This window comes from Micromonospora parva, from assembly GCF_040649675.1.
GTDB lineage: Bacteria > Actinomycetota > Actinomycetes > Mycobacteriales > Micromonosporaceae > Micromonospora > Micromonospora parva.
Genome location: NZ_JBEZFX010000012.1, coordinates 1 through 21,500, shown reverse-complemented (window position 1 = coordinate 21,500; position 21,500 = coordinate 1). Strand labels below are relative to the sequence as shown.

At 69.7% G+C, this 21,500-nt stretch carries 20 protein-coding genes; 14 read left to right on the top strand and 6 right to left on the bottom strand.

Going from position 1 to position 21,500, the window contains the following annotated elements:
* Positions 1 to 35: 35 nt before the first annotated feature.
* Positions 36 to 989, bottom strand: coding sequence for a DMT family transporter (locus AB0C03_RS26540; protein ID WP_357639565.1), 954 nt, complete (start codon positions 987 to 989; stop codon positions 36 to 38).
* Here AB0C03_RS26540 and AB0C03_RS26535 point away from each other — a divergent pair.
* A complete protein-coding gene (locus tag AB0C03_RS26535) occupies positions 988 to 2,382 on the top strand; it encodes an aminotransferase-like domain-containing protein (RefSeq protein ID WP_357639562.1) in 1,395 nt (464 codons plus the stop codon). The genes AB0C03_RS26540 and AB0C03_RS26535 overlap by 2 nt on opposite strands.
* A 207-nt stretch (positions 2,383 to 2,589) precedes the next feature.
* Complete coding sequence (locus AB0C03_RS26530) at positions 2,590 to 3,975, top strand: glycoside hydrolase family 6 protein (protein WP_030329344.1); 1,386 nt, start codon at positions 2,590 to 2,592, stop codon at positions 3,973 to 3,975.
* A gap of 86 nt (positions 3,976 to 4,061) precedes the next feature.
* Here AB0C03_RS26530 and AB0C03_RS26525 read toward each other — a convergent pair whose 3' ends face one another.
* The 5 genes from AB0C03_RS26525 to AB0C03_RS26505 all read right to left on the bottom strand — a co-directional run bounded on the left by AB0C03_RS26525 (position 4,062) and on the right by AB0C03_RS26505 (position 9,829).
* Complete coding sequence (locus AB0C03_RS26525; RefSeq protein ID WP_030329343.1) at positions 4,062 to 5,054, bottom strand: NAD-dependent epimerase/dehydratase family protein; 993 nt, start codon at positions 5,052 to 5,054, stop codon at positions 4,062 to 4,064.
* A gap of 51 nt (positions 5,055 to 5,105) precedes the next feature.
* Complete coding sequence (locus AB0C03_RS26520) at positions 5,106 to 5,819, bottom strand: PIG-L deacetylase family protein (protein WP_357639559.1); 714 nt, start codon at positions 5,817 to 5,819, stop codon at positions 5,106 to 5,108.
* A 49-nt stretch (positions 5,820 to 5,868) separates the two neighbouring features.
* Positions 5,869 to 7,128 (bottom strand): nucleotide sugar dehydrogenase, encoded by a 1,260-nt coding sequence (locus tag AB0C03_RS26515; protein WP_036410874.1) that lies wholly within the window; start codon positions 7,126 to 7,128, stop codon positions 5,869 to 5,871.
* A 678-nt stretch (positions 7,129 to 7,806) separates the two neighbouring features.
* Positions 7,807 to 8,670, bottom strand: a complete 864-nt coding sequence (locus tag AB0C03_RS26510) for a glycosyltransferase (protein ID WP_036410872.1) — start codon at positions 8,668 to 8,670, stop codon at positions 7,807 to 7,809.
* On the bottom strand, positions 8,609 to 9,829 hold the full coding sequence (locus tag AB0C03_RS26505; protein WP_051708204.1) for an MFS transporter: 1,221 nt from the start codon (positions 9,827 to 9,829) through the stop codon (positions 8,609 to 8,611). The genes AB0C03_RS26510 and AB0C03_RS26505 overlap by 62 nt, the downstream gene beginning before the upstream one ends.
* A gap of 545 nt (positions 9,830 to 10,374) precedes the next feature.
* On the opposite strand from AB0C03_RS26505, the gene AB0C03_RS26500 reads away from it, so the two are divergent.
* From AB0C03_RS26500 to AB0C03_RS26445, 12 genes are read left to right on the top strand one after another with little or no spacing between them, the layout of a single operon-like run.
* Complete coding sequence (locus tag AB0C03_RS26500; protein WP_030329333.1) at positions 10,375 to 11,079, top strand: 2OG-Fe dioxygenase family protein; 705 nt, start codon at positions 10,375 to 10,377, stop codon at positions 11,077 to 11,079.
* A gap of 17 nt (positions 11,080 to 11,096) precedes the next feature.
* Positions 11,097 to 11,282 (top strand): hypothetical protein, encoded by a 186-nt coding sequence (locus AB0C03_RS26495; RefSeq protein ID WP_030329330.1) that lies wholly within the window; start codon positions 11,097 to 11,099, stop codon positions 11,280 to 11,282.
* A complete protein-coding gene (locus tag AB0C03_RS26490) occupies positions 11,275 to 12,153 on the top strand; it encodes an ATP-grasp domain-containing protein (RefSeq protein WP_307857895.1) in 879 nt (292 codons plus the stop codon). The genes AB0C03_RS26495 and AB0C03_RS26490 overlap by 8 nt, the downstream gene beginning before the upstream one ends.
* Positions 12,150 to 13,178, top strand: coding sequence for an N-acetyl-gamma-glutamyl-phosphate reductase (gene argC / locus AB0C03_RS26485; protein ID WP_210866518.1), 1,029 nt, complete (start codon positions 12,150 to 12,152; stop codon positions 13,176 to 13,178). Before AB0C03_RS26490 ends, argC begins: the two co-directional genes overlap by 4 nt.
* Positions 13,169 to 15,016 (top strand): M20/M25/M40 family metallo-hydrolase, encoded by a 1,848-nt coding sequence (locus AB0C03_RS26480; protein ID WP_357639553.1) that lies wholly within the window; start codon positions 13,169 to 13,171, stop codon positions 15,014 to 15,016. The genes argC and AB0C03_RS26480 overlap by 10 nt, the downstream gene beginning before the upstream one ends.
* On the top strand, positions 15,016 to 15,789 hold the full coding sequence (locus AB0C03_RS26475) for a thiamine pyrophosphate-binding protein (protein ID WP_030329321.1): 774 nt from the start codon (positions 15,016 to 15,018) through the stop codon (positions 15,787 to 15,789). The genes AB0C03_RS26480 and AB0C03_RS26475 overlap by 1 nt, the downstream gene beginning before the upstream one ends.
* Positions 15,789 to 16,694: a transketolase family protein gene (locus AB0C03_RS26470; RefSeq protein WP_030329319.1), complete on the top strand. Its 906-nt coding sequence runs from the start codon at positions 15,789 to 15,791 to the stop codon at positions 16,692 to 16,694. The genes AB0C03_RS26475 and AB0C03_RS26470 overlap by 1 nt, the downstream gene beginning before the upstream one ends.
* Complete coding sequence (locus tag AB0C03_RS26465; RefSeq protein ID WP_030329317.1) at positions 16,694 to 17,575, top strand: family 3 encapsulin nanocompartment shell protein; 882 nt, start codon at positions 16,694 to 16,696, stop codon at positions 17,573 to 17,575. Before AB0C03_RS26470 ends, AB0C03_RS26465 begins: the two co-directional genes overlap by 1 nt.
* Positions 17,572 to 18,474 carry a sulfotransferase gene (locus tag AB0C03_RS26460; RefSeq protein WP_036410870.1) on the top strand — a complete coding sequence of 301 codons (903 nt, stop codon included), beginning with the start codon at positions 17,572 to 17,574 and terminating at the stop codon, positions 18,472 to 18,474. The genes AB0C03_RS26465 and AB0C03_RS26460 overlap by 4 nt, the downstream gene beginning before the upstream one ends.
* Entirely contained in the window at positions 18,474 to 19,256 is a 783-nt protein-coding gene (locus AB0C03_RS26455; RefSeq protein WP_030329313.1) for an SDR family oxidoreductase, read from the top strand. The genes AB0C03_RS26460 and AB0C03_RS26455 overlap by 1 nt, the downstream gene beginning before the upstream one ends.
* Complete coding sequence (gene cysD / locus AB0C03_RS26450) at positions 19,253 to 20,143, top strand: sulfate adenylyltransferase subunit CysD (RefSeq protein WP_030329310.1); 891 nt, start codon at positions 19,253 to 19,255, stop codon at positions 20,141 to 20,143. The genes AB0C03_RS26455 and cysD overlap by 4 nt, the downstream gene beginning before the upstream one ends.
* A gap of 2 nt (positions 20,144 to 20,145) precedes the next feature.
* A complete protein-coding gene (locus AB0C03_RS26445) occupies positions 20,146 to 21,387 on the top strand; it encodes a sulfate adenylyltransferase subunit 1 (protein WP_030329308.1) in 1,242 nt (413 codons plus the stop codon).
* Positions 21,388 to 21,500 lie beyond the last annotated feature (113 nt).

Below are 21,500 nucleotides of genomic sequence, written 5' to 3'. Positions count from 1 at the left end.
CTGCGGCGAGGAGCACGGATCCGCCGTCGTGACGGTCAGCGACCGGGTTGTGTCGCCGACGCGGGCATGGTCACCTGGGCACTGGCCCGGGTTCGCTGGATCAGCACGACGCAGGCCAGCACCACCACCGCCGCCCCGATCGAGGCGGGTGTGACGGTCTCGCCGAGCAGCAGCGCCGACCAGATCAGGGTTAGTACGGGCTGGGCCAGCTGAATCTGGCCGACCTTGGCGATGCCACCCCGGGCGAGACCCGCGTACCAGGCGAAGAAGCCGAGGAACATCGAGACGACGGTGAGGTAACCGAACGCCGACCAGACGACGGCGTCCGCCTGTGGGGGACGGGCGACGGCCGCCACGGCCGTGATGGGCACCGTGGCAGGCAGGGAGATCAGCAACGCCCAGCAGATCGTCCGGGCCCCGCCGAGCTCGCGGGCGAGCGCGCCGCCCTCGGCGTACCCGAGGCCGCAGAGCACGACCGCTGCCAGCAGGAACAGGTCGGCGAGGGAGAGGGCGCCGTGCACCGCGCCGCTGGCGGCGAGGAACGTGAGCACCGACAGCAGTCCAGCGACAGTGGCGATCCAGAACAACGGGGGCGGGCGCTCGTTCGACCGCAGCACCGCGAAGACGGCCGTCATGGCGGGCAGCACCGTGATGACCACCGCGCCGTGCGCGGAGGTCTGCGTGGTGAGCGCGAGCGACGTGAACAGTGGAAAGCCGACGACGACACCGAGCGCGACGATCGAGAGCCGCTGCCACTGGCCCCGGGTGGGTCGCGGCGCTCTGGTGAACCGCAGGTACGCGTACGCCAGCAGCGCCGCGCCGACCGCCCGGCCGAAGGCGACGAACCACGGGTCGAGATCCTGCACCGCGACGCGGGTGGCCGGCAGCGACATGCTGAAGGCGAGCACCCCCAGTGCGCCGAGGGCGAGGCCGGCGCCGCGTCCCGCTGTTATCGTCGCCGAGGCAGTAGCGCTACTCTGTACCGTCATGGGCAACGGTAACGCTGTTGATTCTGTTGTTCAAGATCTGCGGAGCCTGGTGGACGCGGCGGCAGCAGGCACGCGCCTGCCCTCGGTACGCGAGCTGACCGCCCGCCACCACGCCTCCCCGGTGACGGTGGCAGCGGCGATCCGGCAGCTCGTTGCGGAGGGCCTGATCGAGACCCGATCGGGCCGGGGCACCTTTGTGGCCGGTCGGCCAGCCCAGCGGAGCGCGCCCGACCTGTCGTGGCAGACGGTGGCGCTCGGCCCCCGCCGGCCGGGCGAGGAGGAGATGCAGGCGTTACTCGCGTTACCGCCCGCAGGTGCGATTCCGCTGTCCGGTGGTTATCTGGAGCCGAATCTTCAGCCCGCCGGCCCGCTCGGCGCGGCGTTGGCCCGCGCGGCCCGGCAGCCGTCCTCCTGGGAGCGCGGGCCGGCCGAGGGGCGCGAGGATCTGCGCGCCTGGTTCGCCCGCGAGGCCGGCACGGGGCTGCGCCCCGACGACATGGTGATCTGCCCCGGCGGGCAGGCCGCACTGTCGTCGACGCTGCGCGCGCTGACCACGCCCGGCGACACCCTGCTCGTGGAGTCCCCGACCTACCTGGGCGCGCTGGCCGCCGCCCGCGCGGCGGGCCTGCGACTGGTGCCCGTGCCCGCCGACGTCGATGGCGTACGGCCCGACCAGCTCGCCGTCGCGTTCGCCCGTACCGGCGCCCGGCTGTTCTACTGCCAGCCGCTCTACGCCAACCCGCACGGCGCGACGCTCGCCGTCCAGCGCCGAGCGGCGGTCGCCGCCGAGGTTCGCGCCGCCGGGGCGTTCCTGATCGAGGACGACTACGCCCGCGACCTGGCCATCGACGGCGACCCGCCGCCGCCACTGGCCGCCGACGACCCGGACGGGCACGTCATCTACCTGCGCTCGCTGACCAAATCCGCCGCACCCGGCCTCCGGGTCGCCGCGATCGGTGCGCGCGGTCCGGCTGGCACCCGACTGCGGGCTGCCCGGCTGCTCGACGACTTCTTCGTCGCCGGGCCGCTGCAACAGGCCACGCTGGAGTTCGTCACCGCACCCGCCTGGGCCCGGCATCGTCGCAACCTGCGAAACGAGCTGCGCTCCCGGCGCGAGGCGCTGCTGTCCGCGCTGGCGCGGCACGTGCCGTCGCTGACCCCGCAGGGCGTTCCGCGCGGTGGGCTGCACCTGTGGGCCCGGCTGCCCGACGGCACTGACGACGTGGCGTTGGCCGCCGCCGCTGCCGCCGCGGGCGTCATCGTCTTCCCCGGCCGGCCCTGGTACGCAGCCGAGGCTCCAGCGCCCCACCTGCGCCTCACGTACGCGGCTGCCCCGGCGGAGTTGATGGACGAAGCGGTCCGCCGACTCGCTGTCGCACTCGGCCGGTCATAGCGCTCGCCCCGACCTCGCACTGACCACTGCCTGGATGTCCGGCGACAGCCGCGTCGCGTTGAGCCGCATGAGCCTTTGACCTACAAACGCGGGCAATTGCCCCATCGACGGGCGTCCACGTCTTGGCAGCGGCGCGCGCCTCCGCTACCGTCCTGGGAACGCTCCCATGAACTTGGACACATCTATGTGATCTGGAGGCAACACGACGTGGCCATCCTCTCCTCGCTCCGCCGCAGATCGGCGGCCATCGGTGTGGCGGCCGTCGCGGGCGCCACCGCTGTCGGCGTCTGCCTCGCCGTCAGCAGCGCATCCGCCGGCACACTGTCCGGGTCGCTCTACCGCGACCCGAGCTCGGCCGTCGTCCGCTGGGTCGCCGCCAACCCCGGTGACTCGCGTGCCGCCGTCATCCGCGACAAGATCGCGAGTCAGCCGCAGGCGCGCTGGTTCGCCAACTTCAACCCCTCGACGGTGCAGTCCGAGGTCTCCGGTTTCATCGGCGCCGCCAACGCGGCGCAGCAGATCCCGGTGCTGGCGGTCTACGAGATCACCAACCGGGACTGCGGCGGGGCCAGCGCCGGTGGGGCGCCGGACCTCAACCAGTACCAGACGTGGGTGTCCAACTTCGCCAGGGGACTCGGCAACCAGACCGTCATCATCATCCTGGAAACCGACTCGCTCGCCCTGCTGACCTGCCTGAACACCAGTGAGATCAACGCGCGCAACCAGGCGATCTCGACGGCCACCCGCACCATCAAGTCGGGCAACCCCAACGCCAAGGTGTACCTCGACGGCGGCCACTCCACCTGGAACAGCGCCGGTGAGACGGCCAACCGGCTCCGGGCGGCCGGCGTGCAGTACGCCGACGGCTTCTTCACCAACGTGTCGAACTACAACTCCACCTCCAACGAGGCGAACTTCGGCCGGGCGGTCATCTCCTCCCTCAACGGCATGGGGATCTCGGGCAAGCGCCAGGTCATCGACACCAGCCGTAACGGGGGCGCCAGCGGGGACTGGTGCGGCGACGACAACACCGACCGGCGCATCGGTCAGTACCCGACGACCAACACCGGCGACAACAACATCGACGCGTACCTCTGGGTGAAGCCGCCGGGTGAGGCGGACGGCTGCCGCTTCACTGCCGGTTCGTTCCAGCCCGATCTGGCCTTCAGCCTGGCCAACGGCGCGCCGAACCCGCCGACCACCACCCCGCCCACCACGACGCCGCCGACCACCACGCCGCCGACCACGACCCCGCCGACCACGCCGCCGGTCACCCCGCCGAACACGACGCCGCCGGCCGGTGACGGCTGCTACGCGTCGGTGGCGATCAACCAGTGGGCCGAGGGCTTCACCGCGAGCGTGACGGTCACCGCCGGCAAGTCGGACATCAACGGCTGGACCGTGACCATCGTGCTGCCCGGCGGCGCCGGAGTCACCGGCACCTGGAACGCCCAGGCCAGCGGCTCCAGCGGCACTGTCGAGTTCACCAACGTGAGCTACAACGGCCGGGTCGCCGGCCGGCAGTCGACCAACTTCGGCTTCCAGGGCACCGGCACCGGCCCGGGTGTGCTGGCGGAGTGTGTGACCGCCTGACCCGATCCGATGTCACGGCCCGGCGCGGAGGACACTCTCCGCGCCGGGCCGGTCCCTGCCGTGGCGACGCGACCGGGAGTCCGGAGTTACGGGGCGGCCAGCAGCGACTCGCGTTCGCCTGCGCGCTGCATGTCGGTGACGACTGACCGCACGATGTCGTCGAGGTCGTAGCGGGCGGTGTAGCCGATGAGTTCGTGGGCCAGTGACAGATCCGGCATGCGGCGGGCCATGTCCTCGAAGCCGCTACCGTAGGCGACCTCGTACGGCACCGTCTGGATGTCGCTGGTCGAGCCGGTGAAGTCCTTGATCTTCTCGGCCAGTCCGCGGATGGAGACCTCCTCACGCCCGCCGAGGTTCACCGCCCTACCGTGCGCCGCCGGGGTCTGCAGCAGCTTGACGATCGCGGGCACCACGTCGTAGACCGACCCGAAGCACCGGCGCTGCGTGCCGTCGCCGTACACGGTGATCGGTTCGTGGTTGAGCGCCTGCGTGACGAACCGCGGCAGGACCATGCCGTACCGGCCGGTCTGCCGCGGTCCGACGACGTTGAACAGTCGGTAACTCACGCAGGGGGTGCCCGTCTCGGACGCGCGGATGTGCGCCACCAACTCGTCGAGACCCTTGGCCGCCGCGTACGACCACCGGCTGAGCAGCGGGGACCCCAGGATCCGGTCGGCGTCCTCGCGGAGCCCGTCGGCGTCGTTCTTGCCGTACACCTCGCTGGTCGACGTGACGCCGAACGGCACGCCGTGCGTGACCGCCGCCTCGACGACGTTCTCCGTGCCGTACAGGTTGACCCGCAGTGAGTGCAGGGGACTGTCGACGATGGTTCGCACGCCGACGGCGGCGGCGAGATGGAAGACCAGATCCTTGCCGCGGACGCACTCGTTCACCAGGTCCCGGTCGAGGATCGACCCCTCGACCAGGCGTACGGTGCCGGCGTCCAGGCAACTGGCGAGGTTTGCCACCGAACCAGTGGACAGCTCGTCGAGCACTGTGACGTCGTGTTCTTGCTCAACCAGGAATTCACAGAGGTGGGAGCCGATGAATCCGGCGCCCCCGGTGACAAGAATTCGCATTGCTCGCTTCCTTTCGGCAGCAGGTGGGGTGCGGGTGTCGGGCGCGGACGGTCAGGCCAGGCACCGCATGATGTGGTACGCCTCGGCCAGCGGTACGCCGGCCTGCATGCCGCGCAGGACCGCGAGGCTGCGGAGGGTTTCTTCGGACCGTGTATGTGGATGCTCGTGAATCTGGGTGGCGTACTGCCGCATCGCTTCGAGCTTGCTGCCGAGGTCTTCCTCGGTGAGCTCGACCAGGAGGTTGGGCATGGGAACCGAATCGGTTCGCCACTGATCCGCCGCCTCCTCGTAGGCCAGCACGAAGTCGGGGTGATGGCGTAGCCGGTTGTTGGACGGCCGCGTCGCGGTGTGGGCCGCCTCAGCCACGGCCTGGTGGTCCTGGTTGTAGCTCGAACGGTGCGGAGCGATCAACATCGTGGGCCGCAGCCTGGCGATGGCGAGCGGGCTCTCCCGCTCCACCATGTTGGCGAGTTCGAGTCGGGGAAGCTGGTCGAGCCGGAGGTGGTACTCGTCGCCCGGAAAGGCCATGTGCCAGCCGTCCCACTGTTGGTGGTCGGCGACCCGCTTGATCTCGTCGTTGCGGTCCTCCGGGCTGGTAGAGACCGACGAGGACTGGTCGGTGGTGTTGCCGACCGTGAGGAACTGGACGAAGACCTCGGCGCCTGCGGACTTCGCCTTGTGGATCAATCCGCCACAGCCGAGAACCTCGTCGTCGGGGTGCGGCGAAAGGATGAGAATGCGCTGCTGCGACCAGCTGAACGTCATCGTGGGTGTCCGTTTCCGTGAGTCATCCGAAGGTCTTCTGGAGCGCGGCTCAGAGTCGTTCGACGTTGTCGTAGCGCCCCATGCGGCCGCTCGTGTCGAGCACCAGCCGGGAGCGCCGGGCAATGGCCGCGAGGTCGAACGCCGAGTGCGGCTGCAGCAGCACGACGGCGTCGCAGTCGTGGACCGCGTACAGGGGTGCCTCGACCGGAGTGATGCTCACGCCGTCGACGGTCCAGTTCCGTACGTAGGGATCGGCGAAACACAACTCGGCGCCGAGGCTGAGCAGCTCACGGGCCAGTGGCAGGGCCGGAGTCTCGCGATCGTCGGCGATGTCCGGCTTGTACGTCACACCCAGCAGCATCACGCGCGCGCCGTTGACCGACTTCCGCTCCCGGTTGAGCGCCCGCTGCAGGCGGCTGGCGACGTACTTGGGCATCCGCCCGTTGATCTCGTCAGCCGTCTCGGCCAGCCGGAAGGTGTAGCCGAGCTTGCGGACGGTGTGCGACAGGTAGGAGGGGTCGACCGGGATGCAGTGGCCGCCGACTCCCGGCCCGGGAAGGAACTTGTGGAAGCCGAAAGGCTTGGTGGCAGCGGCCTCGATGGTCTCCCACAGGTCGATGCCCAGTTCCTCGCAGAAGATCGCCATCTCGTTGACCAGGGCGATGTTCACGTTGCGATAGGTGTTCTCCAGCAGCTTCGCCATCTCGGCTTCGCGCAGGCCGGAGGTGGGCACCACCCGGGACACGAGCTTGCCGTAGAAGGTGGCCGCCTGGTCACGGCAGCTCTCGGTGAGGCCGCCGACGACCTTCGGCGTGTTCCGCAGTCCGAACTGGCCGTTGCCCGGATCGATGCGCTCGGGTGAGTACGCCAGGCTGAAGTCGCGTCCCGCCGTGAGGCCTGACTTCTCCAGGATCGGCCGGACGACCTCCTCGGTCGTGCCGGGATACGTGGTGGACTCGAGCACGACCAGGGTGCCCGGCGTCAGGCAGGCGGCGACCATGTGTGCCGCGCTGCGCACCGCCGACAGGTCCGGCCCGTGATCGTCGCTGAGTGGCGTCGGCACGCAGACGATGATGACCGCGCTCTCGGCGAACGACGCCGGGTCCGTCGTCGCCCGGAAGCCGGCGTCGAGCATCTCGCCGAGATCGTCCTTGGAGATGTCGTCGATGTAGGATTTCCCGCTGTTCAGCATATCGACGCGATTGGCGTCGATATCCACTCCGATGACGCGCAGTCCGGCAGCGGCCGCCTCTTTCAGCAGGGGCAGACCCACATAGCCAAGACCAACAACTGCCAGATCGTACGACACGCGAGAACTCTCACCTGTTGGTTCCTCGGCTATTGAGGTTGGTGAATAGTCCTGCTCGAACGACCGATGCGACCGGGCATCGTCCAATATCATGGAGGTAACCGACTCTTGTCCCATGACCGCCTCATTTCGACCAGACTTCTACCGTCCGCCGGTCCGCGTGCCCGCGACCGGGCCGCGTTCCGGCTGCGCCCGAGCTCCTTTCGGTGCGCCGGACCTGCCTATTGAGAGTCCGGCGGCCAAAGGGTCGACCTTCCTGGTCGATTGCCGGGTGCCAGCCCCTGGTGGACCTCGGACCATCTCGTACGCGCTTGCTGCTCGACTCGTTGGAACCAGTGACGGGAGAGCGCACAATTCGTGTCCGCTCTCCCGATAGGCTGAACGCGATCCCGCCCTTCCGCAGTTCCTTTATATTCGTAGCAGCAACGTACTCCGGCGGCGGTACCGCACTAGCGTTCTCCCGATTACTCAATAGATTCTGTGGAACTGCTCATCAGAACGGGGATTTACTACTGAGGAGATTTCCCCGAGAGTCGGCAGAAGTGCCATGGGATCCGGGCCGCGGAAGTCGCCGAACAGCGCAGCGCGCCGGCCGGTGTCGCATTGACGGTGGCCGGCGCGCAGAGGGCGCCGCGAAGGTAGGTGGCCCGTGCGGGCCGCATACCAGCTGCGATCAGGTCAGTGGGTCAGCTTCCTGCCCCGGATGACGTCGTTGATGACGAAGAAGTTGATGGTCGGGACGATGTCCAGCAGTCGCGTGATGGGGGTGTCGTACTTGCGGGCCATGTACTGGTAGTTGGCGACCGCGTCGGCGCCTTCGCCGTCCCGCGCGTGCGGCCAGTGCAGCGACACCGCGTCGCGGTTGAGGAACATGCGGGCCCCGTCGCGGTGCAGTCGGTAGCCGAGGTCGACGTCCTCGCCGCCCCAGGCGCGGAACGCGTCGTCGAACATGCCGACCCGCCGTAGCTGTTCCGTGCGCACCGAGGAGTTGAACGTCCAGTACATGAGCCAGGGTGCCGGCGCGTCGGAGAAGTCGTCGCCCTCCCGGATGAAGAAGTCCTCCCTGATGTCGGGGTGCAGGCCCTTCTCACGCCACTGCTCGATCGTGCCGTCCACATCGTTGACGTCGAGGTCGGCCAGGACCTCGTCGGCGTTCTCGTTGTTCAGGCTGTAGCCGAAGACGTACCCGCACAGGGCGATCGGTTCGCTGTAGGCCTCGTGGGTGGCGAGGTGCACGCGCAGGAGGCTGGAGTGCGCCATCACACCCGCGTCCATGAAGACGGTGATCTCGCCCTCGGCGTGGCTGATGCCGAGGTTGCGGGCCCCGGCGGCCCGGTAACCCTCGTCCTCCTGGAAGAAGTAGCGCAGGTTCATCTGGTCCATGTACTTCTTCACGACGTCCGCGGTGTCGTCCGACGATCCGTCGTCGACCACCAGCACCTCGTAGTCGTCGTGATCCAGGTCCTGGCGGACCAGGGACTCAAGGGTGAGCTGCAGAATGTCCGACCGGTTGTAGGTCGGGATTACGACGGACAGTTTCATGGCCTCTCCTCTTCTTGCGGGACATTTCGTGGAAGGCGAGCAGCGCGAACGCGGCGGCCGTCAGCAGGCCACCGAACAACGGGATGACGCGGACCCCGGCCGTCGCCAGCAGGCCCGCGCCGATGAACGAGCCGGCCGCGAGGCCGAAGTTGAACGCGACGCTGAGGCTGGCGGACGCCATGTCGGTGGTCGACGGGGCCACCTGCATGATTCGGTGCTGGATTCCCGCGATCAGCGAACTGAACGACATGCCCGCCACGGCGAGCAGAGGGATCGTCAATATCTTGCTCGAACCAACCCCGTAGAGGCCGAGCATCGCCGCGGTGATGAGCCCGAGCAGCCCCAGCACGACACCGAGTGGGAACCGGTCCAGGACCCGACCGACCGCCCACGTGCCGGCGACGCCGAACGAGCCCTGGACGAAGAGCAGCAGGCCGAGAGATGCCGCGGCGAACCCGCTCACGTCGAGGAGGAACACGGTCATGTAGGTGAACGCGCCCATGGCCCCGGTGACCGCGAGGATGGTGGCGACGAGGAGCACCACGAAACGCTGCCGGTCCGGCATCGGCCCCACGTCGCTCGCGCTCTGTTGCGGTGCGACGCTCGGCAGGAGCAGGGCGACCGCGATGCAGGTGACGAAGCCGAGGGCGGCCATCGCGACGAAGGCGGCCCGCCAGCCGGCCTGTCCGCCCAACCAGGTGCCCAGCGGTACGCCGAGGACCGGGCCGAGAGCGTTGCCTATCGACAGCCGCGCCACGATGCGGCCTCGGATGTTCTCGGGGAACATCGAGATCGCCACGGGGAACACCACCGCCCAGAAGACACCGTTGGTGATGGCGGACACCAGCCGGGCGGCGAGCAGCACCTCGTACGAGGTGGCGAGGGCTGACACCGCCGTCGCCGCGGCGAACACGCCGAGGGCGCCGGCGAGCAGCGGCCGTCGGGGTACTCGTCGAGTGACCCGGGTCAGCGGAAGCGCCACGATCATGACCACCACCGCGTACCCGGTCACCAGCAGACCGGTCTCCGACCTGGAGCGTCCCAGGTCCGGCGCGATCAGCGTGAGCAGACCGATCGGAAGCACTTCGGTGGTGACGTAACAGAAAGTGGCGGCGGACAACGCGGTGAGGGCATAGACCGCGCGTCGTTGGTGCACCATGGCTACCTCCCAATTCCTGGACAAGGTGTAGCAAGAAGTCGCCACGCAAGCGGTACACAACAGACACTCGTTCGTCTCGACGGCGCTACTCAACCGCAGGTCCGCTTGCGTGATACCGGCTAACCGGGTTTTGAAGGTAGCATATCCGGACCGCCATCCCTCGCCATGTCCACACTAGAGATGTTTGCGCACGTCAGCCGCGTGTCGGAGTGGCGCGGGCGATGCGGGCAAGCCGGCCGAGCTACTACCGCTAGGCGATTGACAGGAAGCTTTGCAGGTCCGACCGGGTCCGAGCGCAGGGTGCGGCGACGGGGGCCTCGCGGGCGGGCGTCAGTGAACAGTGCGGGCGAGGTCGGCCAGCACAACGGTCGTTGTGCCGCCCGCCGGCTCGCGACTCCGCCAGCGGCAGCTCGACGCACAACGGCGTGGGTGGCGGCTCAAACGGGTTCTGGGTGCCATTTACCGAGGTCTTGAGTGGAGCTCAGTCGGGTGCAGAGTACCGCCCCGCGAGTACGTTCATTCCTGGATAAGAAGGGAGGCACGCAATGCCTATCAACAATTTCGCCCTGCTCCGCGCGCAGGACATCGTGAAGAACGGGTGGGCCCACGAGCAACTACCCGTTTCCGTCAGTGACGGGTGGTATGAATTCGCGAAATTATGGGAGGACCTTCCAATCGACCCGTACGTCCAACCGAGCCACCGGACACGCCGATACCGCCGGTTGGGGCGGCTGCTGGGACGCGCCGGAGGTGCCCTGGAAACGCTGCCCGCCCAGCCGTTCTACCAGGCGACGGACGTGAACCGGGTCTACGGTGGGCAGGCCAGGCAGTTCGCGCCGATCACGCCGGAGGCGTACGAGAACGCAAACTTCCAAGCCGTCATCACACACGACCTGGGCTTTGTCAGCCGTGCCAGCGGAATTGACAGCGACTGGTTGATAACCGTCCACATGATCCGTGTGACGGCCGGCAGTGAAGGCACTTCGGCGCCCGCCCCGGAGGGGCGGCACAGCGACGGCCACGACTATGTGGCCATCCATCTGGTCGGCCGGCAGAATTGCGCCGGTGGCATCAGCCGTGTCTTCCGCAAGGGTGAGAGCGAGCCGTTGTTCGAGCACGCGATGGTGAATCCTATGGAAACCATTCTGCTCGACGATCGCGCAATGGAACACGAAGTAACCCCGATCGGACCCGAGGGTGCGACAGTCGCGACCCGCGACATGATGATCATCGATTTCGAGCGAGCCTAGTCTTCCGGAGGGATCCCATGTCCAATCTGACCACCGCACCGGTCTGCCTGGAGTGCGACACCGAGGTCGTCGTGTCGACCGAGGCGGAGCTGGGCGACATCCTGTCGTGCCGCGGCTGCGGCCAGGAACACGAGGTAGTCGAGGTCACGCCCGCGATCCGGCTCGACCGCGCACCGGAGATCGAGGAGGACTGGGGTGAGTGAGACGGCCGATGTGCTGGTCTCCGTGACCATGGTGCGCCCGGAGGAGCGGCTGCTCCTGGGGGCGCTCCGGGCGACCGGGCTGACCGCGCAGTCGGCGCTGCCCCGCCATACCGCCGCCATACTCAACAACGCCGCGCCGCGGCCCCGGATGGTGCTGCTGCGCAACGTGTCCCACCGGGAACTGGCCTCGATGGCGGCCCGGTTCGAGCACGCCGACATCGAGACGCTGAACACGCCGCACGCGGTGCGGCTGTGTCTCGCCAAGGATCTCCAGGCGATCGCCTTCGCCAACCACGACGTCCCGCACCCGACGACGCACGTCGCGTTCACCGTCGAGCAGGTTCGTGGCTACGTCGACGAGCTCGGCGGGGACGCTGTCGTCAAGCCGATCAGCGGCTCGTGGGGACGCGGGATCGTCCGCATCACCGACGAGGCGCAGTTCGACGCCTGGGCCGGCGGCCGGGAGGCGTTGGACCCGGCCGGCAAGGAGTTCCCCGTCGTGGTGCAGCAGTACGTGCCCAAGCCCGGCTTCAACGAGCGGGTGCACGTGGTGGGGGACCGTCCGATCGTGGCGTACCGCCAGGTGGGCGCCGGTCTGCGCACCAACACCCACCAGGGCGGCGCCGTGGAGCCCATCCCGATCTCGGACCGCGCCCGCGAACTGTGCGCCCGGGTCGTGGCGTGCTTCGGCCCCGGGTTCTACGGCGTCGACCTGGCCGAGTCCAGGGAGACCGGCGAGATGTACGTGCTGGAGGTCAACACCAACCCGGACTTCGCCCAGTCCTCGAAGATCCACGGCGTCGACATCGCCGGCCACGTCGCCGCGTACGTGCGGGACGCGGTGTTCGCACGGGCGGGGGTGGCGGCGTGAGCGAGCACATCAGCGCCGCCGTCCTCGGCGGCAGCGGGTTCATCGGAGCCGAGCTGATCCGGCTGCTGGCCGCCCACCCCCGGGTGGTGCCGACGTTCGTGTCCTCGGCCCGGCACGCCGGTCAGCGCGTCGGGCAGGTCGTGCCGGGGTTGCGCAACACGTCGATCGGCGGGCACCACATGCGCAAGCTCGACGAGATGCCGGACGTGGACGTCGCGTTCGCCTGCCTGCCCAACGGCGTACTGCCGTCAGTGCTCGACGACGTGGCCAACCGCGCCAAGGTCGTGATCAACCTGGCTGGCGACTACCGGCTGCGCCAGACGGACCAGGTCGAGCGCCACTATCCCGCGTCGGCTGGCGGCTGGCGCCAGCCCATCCCCTACTACATCCCAGAGTTCGCGCCCACCCCGACAGAGCCGGTGCTCAACCTGCCGGGCTGCATGGCGGCGGCCACCATCTACGCGCTCTACCCGCTGTTCAAGGCGGACCTGGCGGCGGAGGACGTGGTGGTGGACGCCAAGTCGGGGTCGAGCGGCAGCGGCACCGGCAGTGTCGAGCATCCGGCCGTACGCGACGGGAACGTCCGGGTGCACAAGCTGCACGGTCACCGGCACTCCCCCGAGGTGCGCCAGGCCCTCACCGACCTGACCGGTCGGGCTCCGGACCTGCAGTTCTCCACCTTCAGCCTGCCGGTCGCGCGCGGCGTCATGGTCTCGGCGTACGGGCGGCTGAAGCCCGGTGCGGGGGAGAGCGACGTGCGCCGGGCGTTCGCCCGGGCGTACGCCGACGCGCCCTTCGTGCGGGTGGCGGCCGGGCGGTCCCCGATGGGGATGCCGATGCTCAAGACGGTCGTGGGCGCCAACGTCGCCGAGGTCGCGGCGGTGGTGTCCGGTGACCGCTGGGTGGTGGTGTCCGCCCTGGACAACCTCATCAAGGGCGGCGCCGGCCAGGCGGTGCAGGCGATGAACCGAATCCACGGAATGGACGAACGGCTAGGACTCCCGGAGGCCGGCGGATGGCCGTGATGAATAACGAGGCGTTGGCGGGGATCTTCCCCTACCGGCCGCTGTACGTGGTCAAGGTGGGCAGTTCGAGCCTGCGGCACGCCTCCGTCTACGACGACCTGGCCGCGCTGAGCGCGGGCGGTGCCCGACTGTTGCTGGTCGCTGGCGGCGCGGCCGACATCGCTGACTACTACGCCGGTATCGAGCGCCCGATGCGGATGCTGCGACTGGCCTCCGGCGACGAGGTGCGGTACTGCCCGCCCGACGAGATGCCGCACATCGTCGCCGCGTACGAACAGCTGACCCTGCCCCGGATCCGGGAGAACCTGGGCCAGCGTGAGTTGACGGTGTTCGCCGCGACGGCCACGCCGGAGGGGCTGGTCACGGGCACCCCGAACCGGCCCCTGCGGGTGGTCGAGGGCGACCGGCAGCGGCTGGTCCGCGACCACCGCGCCGGCGCGGTCTCCGCGGTGGACGTGGCGCGGCTGCTGTCCCTGCTGGACACCTTCGACGTGGTCTGCGTGTCACCGCCGGTGACCGCGAGCGACGGCGGCGCGCCGATCAACGTCGATGCCGACGTGCTCGCCGCCGAGGTGGCGAACGCGCTCGACGCCGATCACCTGCGCCTGGTGACCGGCACCCCGGGCCTGCTCGCCGACCCGTCCGACCGCACCAGCACCCTGCCGCACCTGTGCAGTGGTGAGGGAATGACGTACGCGAGCGGACGGATGCGGCAGAAGGTCCGGGCGGCGGAGCTGGCCCTGAAGGGGACCGCTGACGTCGCCATCACCGGCCCGCACACCGCAAACACCCACGGCGGTACCCGGTTCTGGCGGGCCGCCGCACCGGAGCCGGACCTGGACCTGCTGACCCGCATGGTGGAGATCTCCTCGGTCTCCGGCGGCGAACGGGAACTGGCGCTGTACCTGCTGAAGTGGCTGACCGAGAAGGGCGTGCACGCGGTCATCGACCCAGCCGGCAACCTGGTCGCCACGCGCGGCAGCGGGCCACGCCGGCTGCTGATGCTCGGCCACCTGGACACCGTCCCCTACCGCTGGCCGGTGGCCTGGGACGGTGCCGCGCTGACCGGCCGGGGCTGCGTGGACGCCAAGGCCAGCCTGGCCGTGTTCCTGCAGACGCTCGTGGAGTTCGAACCACCCGAGGGTGTCACGGTGCGGGTGGTCGGCACCGTGGAGGAGGAGCGGACGGCGTCCGGTTCGCTCTACGCGCGTGACCACTACCCGGCGGACGCGGTCATCATCGGCGAGCCCAGCGGCGCCGGTGCGGTGACCATCGGCTACCACGGCGTCTGCAAGGTGCGGATGGATGTCGCCCGGACCACCGGTCACACGGCGGGCAAGGAACGGCGGACCGCCGCCAGTTCCCTCGTCGACCTCATCGGCGAGGTCGAGGCCGAGGTCGGCAAGTGCAGTCCGGAAGCGTTGTTCGCGGTGCTCAACCTGGCCTCGGGCGGCTCCGGTGGCACACAGACCGCCTCGGCGGTGCTGGATGTCCGGGTCCCGCCGGGAACCGAACTGGACAGCATGCTGTCCGTCTTCGAGGACGGTGAGCTGCTGCTCGCCACGCCGCCGGTGAGCACACCCCGGACCGATCCGCTGGTACGGGCGTTCACCCGAGCGCTGCGCGCGGCGACCGGTGACGCTCCACGGCTGCTCGCGAAGAAGGGGAGCAGCGACATGAACACGCTCGCCACCAGGTGGCGCGGCGTTCCGATGGTGGCGTACGGGCCGGGAGATGCTCACCTGGACCACACGCCCGACGAGCGGCTGTCAGCCGACGAGTACCGGCGGGCGCGGACGGTGTTGTCCGCCGCCGTACGGGATTGGTGTGTGCGGTGATGGACGAGATCGATCTGCTTCGGGAACAGGCCAGCCGGGCTCGCCGGCTGGTGGTCGACATGGCGGCCAGCGGGGTCGGGTGTCACCTCGGCGGCAGCCTCTCAGTGGTGGACATCCTGGTCGCCGCGTATGCCGTCGCCCGGTCCGAGCCGGGCACGGAGGTCGTCCTCAGCAAGGGCCACGCGGCGGCCGCCCTCTACGCGGTGCTGCACGAGGTCGGCGTCATCGAGGAGAACCCGGCGCCCCGGTACGGCCGCGCCGGGTCGCCCTACACCGGACATCCCGGCCCGAAGGTGCCCGGCGTCCGGTTCCCCACCGGCAGTCTCGGTCACGGGCTCGCGTACGCGGTCGGCTGGGCCCTCTCCCGACGGTTGCTGAACCGGCCGGGCGGGGCCATCGCGGTGGTCGGTGACGGCGAGTTGCAGGAGGGCCTGGTCTGGGAGGCGCTACAGGTGGCCCAGGCCAAGCGGGTCGGCGGGCTCACCGTGGTGGTGGACCTCAACGGTGGCCAGAACGACGGGTACGTCTCCGACATCTCGCCGCTGACCGACCTGCCGGCCCGGCTGGCCGCGTTCGGGTTCGAGGTGGCCGAGGTCGACGGGCACGACATCGAGAAGTTGGTGCGGACGATGGCGCCGACCGACCGGCCGCTCGCGGTGCTGGCCACCACGGTGAAGGGCAAGGGCGTGCCGGCCACCGAGGGCAAGGCCGGCTCGCACTACGTGAAGATCAGTCCCGCGCGGGCGCGGCAGTGGAAGGCGGCGATCCGGTGATGACGGCCACGGTGTCCGCGCGGGAGGCGTACCGGCTCGAGCTGACCGAGCTGGCCGCGGACGACCCGCGCATTGTGTGCCTGGAGGCGGATCTCGGCGGCCCCAAGCACTGTTTCCAGGACCGGTTTCCCGACCGGTTCCTGAACCTCGGTATCGCCGAAGCGTCCGCGGTGGACATCGCGGTGGGCCTCGCCTCCGCCGGGCTGCGGCCGTTCGTCAGCACGTTCGCCACGTTCGCGGCGTTCCGCGCGGGGGAGAGTGTCAAGCTCGGCCTCGGGTACCTCGGTGCCCCCGTGGTCCTGGTCAGCCCGTACGGCGGGGTGTCCGGCGCGTGGTTCGGGCCGACCCACCACTGCCTGGAGGACCTCGCGGTGATGCAGAGCCTGCCGGGTGTGCGGATCGCCGTACCCGCCGGTGAGGCCGAGACCCGCGAGGCGATCCGGGCCGCCGCCGACGGCGACTGGCCGTGCTACGTGCGGCTGGGCCGCAACGAGGTGTTCGACGCGTCGTTCGCCCCGGCCGGTCGGGGCGCTGTCACCTGGTTGAACCCGATGGGTGGTGACACCTGCGTCGTATCCATCGGGGAGAAGCCGACGGCACTGTGCCAGGCCGCCACCGAGCAGCAGCCGGACCTCGGCCACGCGCACCTGTGCTGGGTGGACGAGGAGAGCCTGACGCTCGCCCTGCCGCAGCTGGCCGACGCGCGACGGCTGGTCGTCGTCGAGGAGCACCGCGCCGCCGGCAGCGTGGCCTCCACCCTCGCGCTGCTGCTGCCCGACCGCGAGGTGCTGAGTGTGAACGCCGGCGCCGACTGGCCGGCCGAGGGCGGCAACCACGACGAGACACTCGCCGCGTTGGGGCTCACGACATCCGCGGTTCTCAGCGCTGTTCTGAAGGGGAAATGATGACCACCACGATGCAACCCAGCGCCAGCGCGCTGGAAGTGACCCGACAGACGCTTGCGGACCCCACGCTCGCCCGACGCAGCCCGGGTGAGGAATTCGCCATGTCGGTTGCCCGGGTGCAGAACGGCGACGACGTGGTGGTGCCGATCCGGGCACACCTGACCGCCTCGTTCCCGCTGTTCAAGAGCCGCCCGCGCTACACCGTGCGGCACCTGTTGAAGGTGGCCTCGGTCTCCGATCAGACGCTCGCCTACGTACGCGAGGCTCCGAAGAGCGAGTACGCGAACGCGGGCACGGCGTACGCCAGCACCCCGGAGGCCACCTTCGAGCCCACCGTCGAGTACGCCGAGCTGACCGAGCTGAGCGTGTCCGTGCCCCTGCCCGCCGACCTGCGGCACGAGCCCGCGTTGCTCGCCGCGTTCATCGACTACCGGGTGCTGGTCCGGATGGGCGTGGTGGAGAACCAGGCCCTGCTGCACGGCACCGCCGACGGTCGGATCGCGGGGCTGCTCAAGCTGCCCGAGATGCGCAGGTCGACCATTGGCGGCGACCTCGGTGCGGCGTTGACCGCCGCGGCGGGGGCGGTCGAGGAGACCGGTGGTTCCTGCGACGGCATCGTCGTGCACCCCGCCCACTACTGGGACCTGGTCCGCGACGGGCTGCTCGGCCGACTCGCCGAGGCCGGAATCAAGGTCTCGCGTACCCGGATGATGCCGCGCGGTCAGGCGCTGCTCGGGGATTTCCGGGCCGCCGTGACGCTGCTCGACCCCAGCCGGTCGTCGCTGACGCTGCACGGCGACGTCGTGGAGGCCCGCACCTCCGTGGGCCTGGCCGTGCACCTGCCCCAGCACTTCCTCCTGTTGACGGACGGTCAGCGATGAAGGTCATCTACATCACCGGCTGGCTGCGCAGCGGCAGCACCATCCTCGGCAACGTCCTCAACGAGCTGCCCGGCGTGCTGCACGCCGGCGAACTGCACTACCTGTGGAAGAACGGCCTGCTGGACAGCGGCACGAACTCGCTGTGCGGGTGCGGCGAGCAGATCCGGCAGTGCACGCTGTGGTCGTCGGTGATCGCCACGTTCGGCGACGCCGAGCCCACCAAGCTCGCCCGCCAGATGATGTCGTCGCAGCAGGCCGGCCTGCGGACCCGGCACACCCGCGCCCGCCTGGCCAGCACGCCCCCGCACGTCACCCAGGTCCTGGACCGCACCGTCGCCGTCTACCGGGAGCTGGCGCGGCGGGGCGCGGAGCGGGCGGTGGTGGACAGCTCCAAGTACCCGGCCGAGGCGGCCGCCCTGCTGCGACGCTCCGATGTGGACGTACGGGTGCTGCACATCGTCCGTGACCCGCGGGCCACCACCTACTCGTACCAGCGCGGCAAGCGGTACATCGAGCCGATGAGCCCGGCCCAGAGCACGGCGAACTGGGTGGGCTTCAACGTGGCCTCCGAGTACGTCGGCCGGGCCGCGGCGGGCCGCTATCTCCGAATCCGACACGAGGACCTGACCCGGCAGCCCCGTGAGGTGCTGGCCGATGTGCTGCGTTTCGCGGGGCTCGACGACGAGCCACCGGTGACCGAGGAGGGCAAGGTGACCCTCGGCACCAACCACACGGTCACCGGCAACCCGGATCGGCTCGGTCAGGGCACCGTGTTGATCCGGCCGGACGACCGTTGGCGTACGGAGCTGCCGGCGCTGCCCACCGCCACGACCACGGCGCTCGCCCTGCCCCTGCTACGCCGCTACGGGTATCCGACGCTGGCGCGAAAGGTGGCGTGATGGATCTCGGACTGTCCGGGCGGACGGCGTTGGTGGCCGCCGCCAGCAGCGGCCTCGGGCTGGCGGTCGCTCGCGCGTTGGCGGCCGAGGGCGCGAACGTGTCCATCGCGGCCCGCGACCCGCAGCGACTGGCCGCGGCGCACAAGCTGGTCGACGAGGCCGGTCCTGGGCGGGTGCTCTCCGTCGAGGTGGACGTCCGTGACGACGCGGACGTGACGCGCTGGGTGAACCAGACGGCCGAGGAGTTCGGCGCGCTGCACGTCGTGGTCACCAACTCGCCCGGCGTGCCGCACGGCCAGGCCGACACGTTCACAGTGGACGACTATCGGCAGGGCGTCGAGGGGTCGTTGCTGCCCCACATCTCGATCACGTTGGCGGCCCTGCCGCACCTGCGCCGGGCCGGTTGGGGACGGATCCTGCTGATCACCTCGGAGGCCGTACGTCAACCGCTGCCCGGCACCGCGATGTCCGCGACCGCCCGGTTGGGCGTGCTCGGCTTCGCCAAGGGTGTGGTCCACGCGGTCGGCGCCAGCGGCATCACGGTGAACGTGCTGGCCCCCGGCGTACACCAGACGCCGGCCTTCGACGGGTTCGTGGCGGCGCGGTCCGCCATCGACGGCGAGGCCGCGCTCAAGGAGATCATCGCCGAGGTGCCGCTCGGCCGGGTCGGGCAGCCGGCGGACTTCGGTGCGCTCGCCGCCTTCCTCGCCAGCGAGCAGGCGGGCTTCGTGACCGGCACGGTGCTGCTGGTCGACGGCGGAAACACGCGAGGTGTCACATGAGTCTGGAAATGCTGGAAGCAGAGTCGATCCACATCATCCGCGAGGTGGCCTCCGAGTTCGAGCGGCCCGCGCTGCTCTTCTCCGGCGGCAAGGACTCGATCGTCATGCTCCGCCTGGCGGAGAAGGCGTTCCGGCCGGCGCCGATGCCGTTCGCGTTGGTCCACGTCGACACCGGGCACAACTTCCCGGAGGTCCTCGACTACCGCGACAAGCGCGTCGCCGAGCTGGGCGTGCGGCTGATCGTGGCCTCGGTGCAGGACTCGATCGACTCCGGGCGGGTGGTCGAGCCGACCGGACGCCGGGCCAGCCGCAACCGGTTGCAGACCACCACGCTGCTGGACATCATCGCCGAGCACCGCTTCGACGTGGCGTTCGGCGGAGCCCGACGCGACGAGGAGAAGGCCCGGGCCAAGGAGCGCATCTTCTCCTTCCGCGACGAGATCGGCCAGTGGGACCCGAGAAACCAGCGCCCGGAGCTGTGGAACCTGTTCAACACCCGCATCCGGCCGGGCGAGCACATCCGGGTCTTCCCGCTGTCCAACTGGACGGAACTCGACGTCTGGCGCTACATCGCCCGCGACGAGCTCGACGTGCCGCCGATCTATTTCGCGCACCGGCGGCGGGTGTTCGAGCGGGACGGCATGCTGCTGGCGGAGAACCCGTACCAAGCGCCGGACCCCACTGAGGTGGTGTCCGAGGAGACCGTGCGGTACCGGACGGTCGGTGACATGACCTGCACGGGGGCGGTCCTCTCCGGCGCGCGGACGGTCGCCGACATCATCCAGGAGGTGGCGACCACCAGGATCACCGAACGCGGCGCGACCCGGGCGGACGACCGGACCAGCGAGGCCGCCATGGAGGACCGCAAGCGGGAAGGGTACTTCTGATCATGGACATCCTCCGGTTCGCCACCGCCGGCTCGGTGGACGACGGCAAGAGCACACTCATCGGACGGCTGCTCTACGACTCCAAGTCCACCTTCACCGACCGGCTCGCCGCGGTCGAGGACGTCAGCCGTCGGCGTGGCGACGAGTACACCAACCTCGCACTGCTGATGGACGGCCTGCGGGCGGAACGTGAGCAGGGCATCACCATCGACGTGGCGTACGGCTACTTCGCCACGCCCAAGCGCAAGTTCATCCTCGCCGACACCCCCGGCCACGCCCAGTACACCCGGAACATGGTGACCGGCGCCTCCACGGCGGACCTGGCCATCGTCCTGGTGGACGCCACGAAGGGCATGGTCGAGCAGAGCCGGCGGCACACGTTCCTGCTCGGCCTGCTGGGCGTGCCGCACCTGGTGGTCTGCGTCAACAAGATGGATCTGGTCGGGTACGACCAGGGCGTGTTCGACAGTATTCGGGCGGAGTTCTCGGCGTTCACCACGAGGATGGCCACGCGGGACGTCACCTTCGTGCCGATCAGCGCGCTGCACGGGGACAACGTGGTGAGTCGCTCGACCGAGATGCCCTGGTACGAAGGCACCTCGCTGCTGCATCACCTGGAGAACGTGCACATCGCCTCGGACCGCAACCTGGTCGACGTCCGCTTCCCGGTGCAGTACGTGATCCGCCCGCAGTCCAGTGCCTGCCCCGACTACCGCGGTTACGCCGGTCAGGTCGCCGGCGGGGTGCTGCGCCCCGGTGACGAGGTCATGCACCTGCCCTCCGGGCTGACCACCCGGGTCGCCGCCATCGACGGTCCGGACGGGCCGGTCGATGAGGCCACGCCGCCGATGTCGGTGGTGCTGCGGCTCGCCGACGACCTGGACGTGTCCCGTGGGGACATGATCTGCCGGCCGCACAACGCGCCGGCCGTGGTCCAGGACATCGACGCCATGGTGGTCTGGATGAACGAACGGGCGCTCCGGCCGCCGGCTCGGCTGCTGCTCAAGCACACCACCCGGACCGTGCGCGCGGTCATCCGGGATCTGCAGTACCGGCTCGACGTCAACACACTGCGGCGCGATCCCGATCCCACCGAGTTGCGGTGCAACGAGATCAGCCGGCTCCAGCTGCGGGTGACCCAGCCGCTGTTGTGTGACCCGTACTCCCGCAACCGGCTCACCGGCTCCTTCATCCTCATCGACGAGGAAACGAATCACACCGTGGGCGCCGGCGTCATCAACTGACGCCCGACACATCGTCCGAGCCCGCGGCCGGCTCCGGTCACCTGAGCGGCGGCTCTGGCTCGGGTGAGGGGCCCGGGGAGCCGCACGCTCCGCGCGCCGAGCGCCCCCCGGGT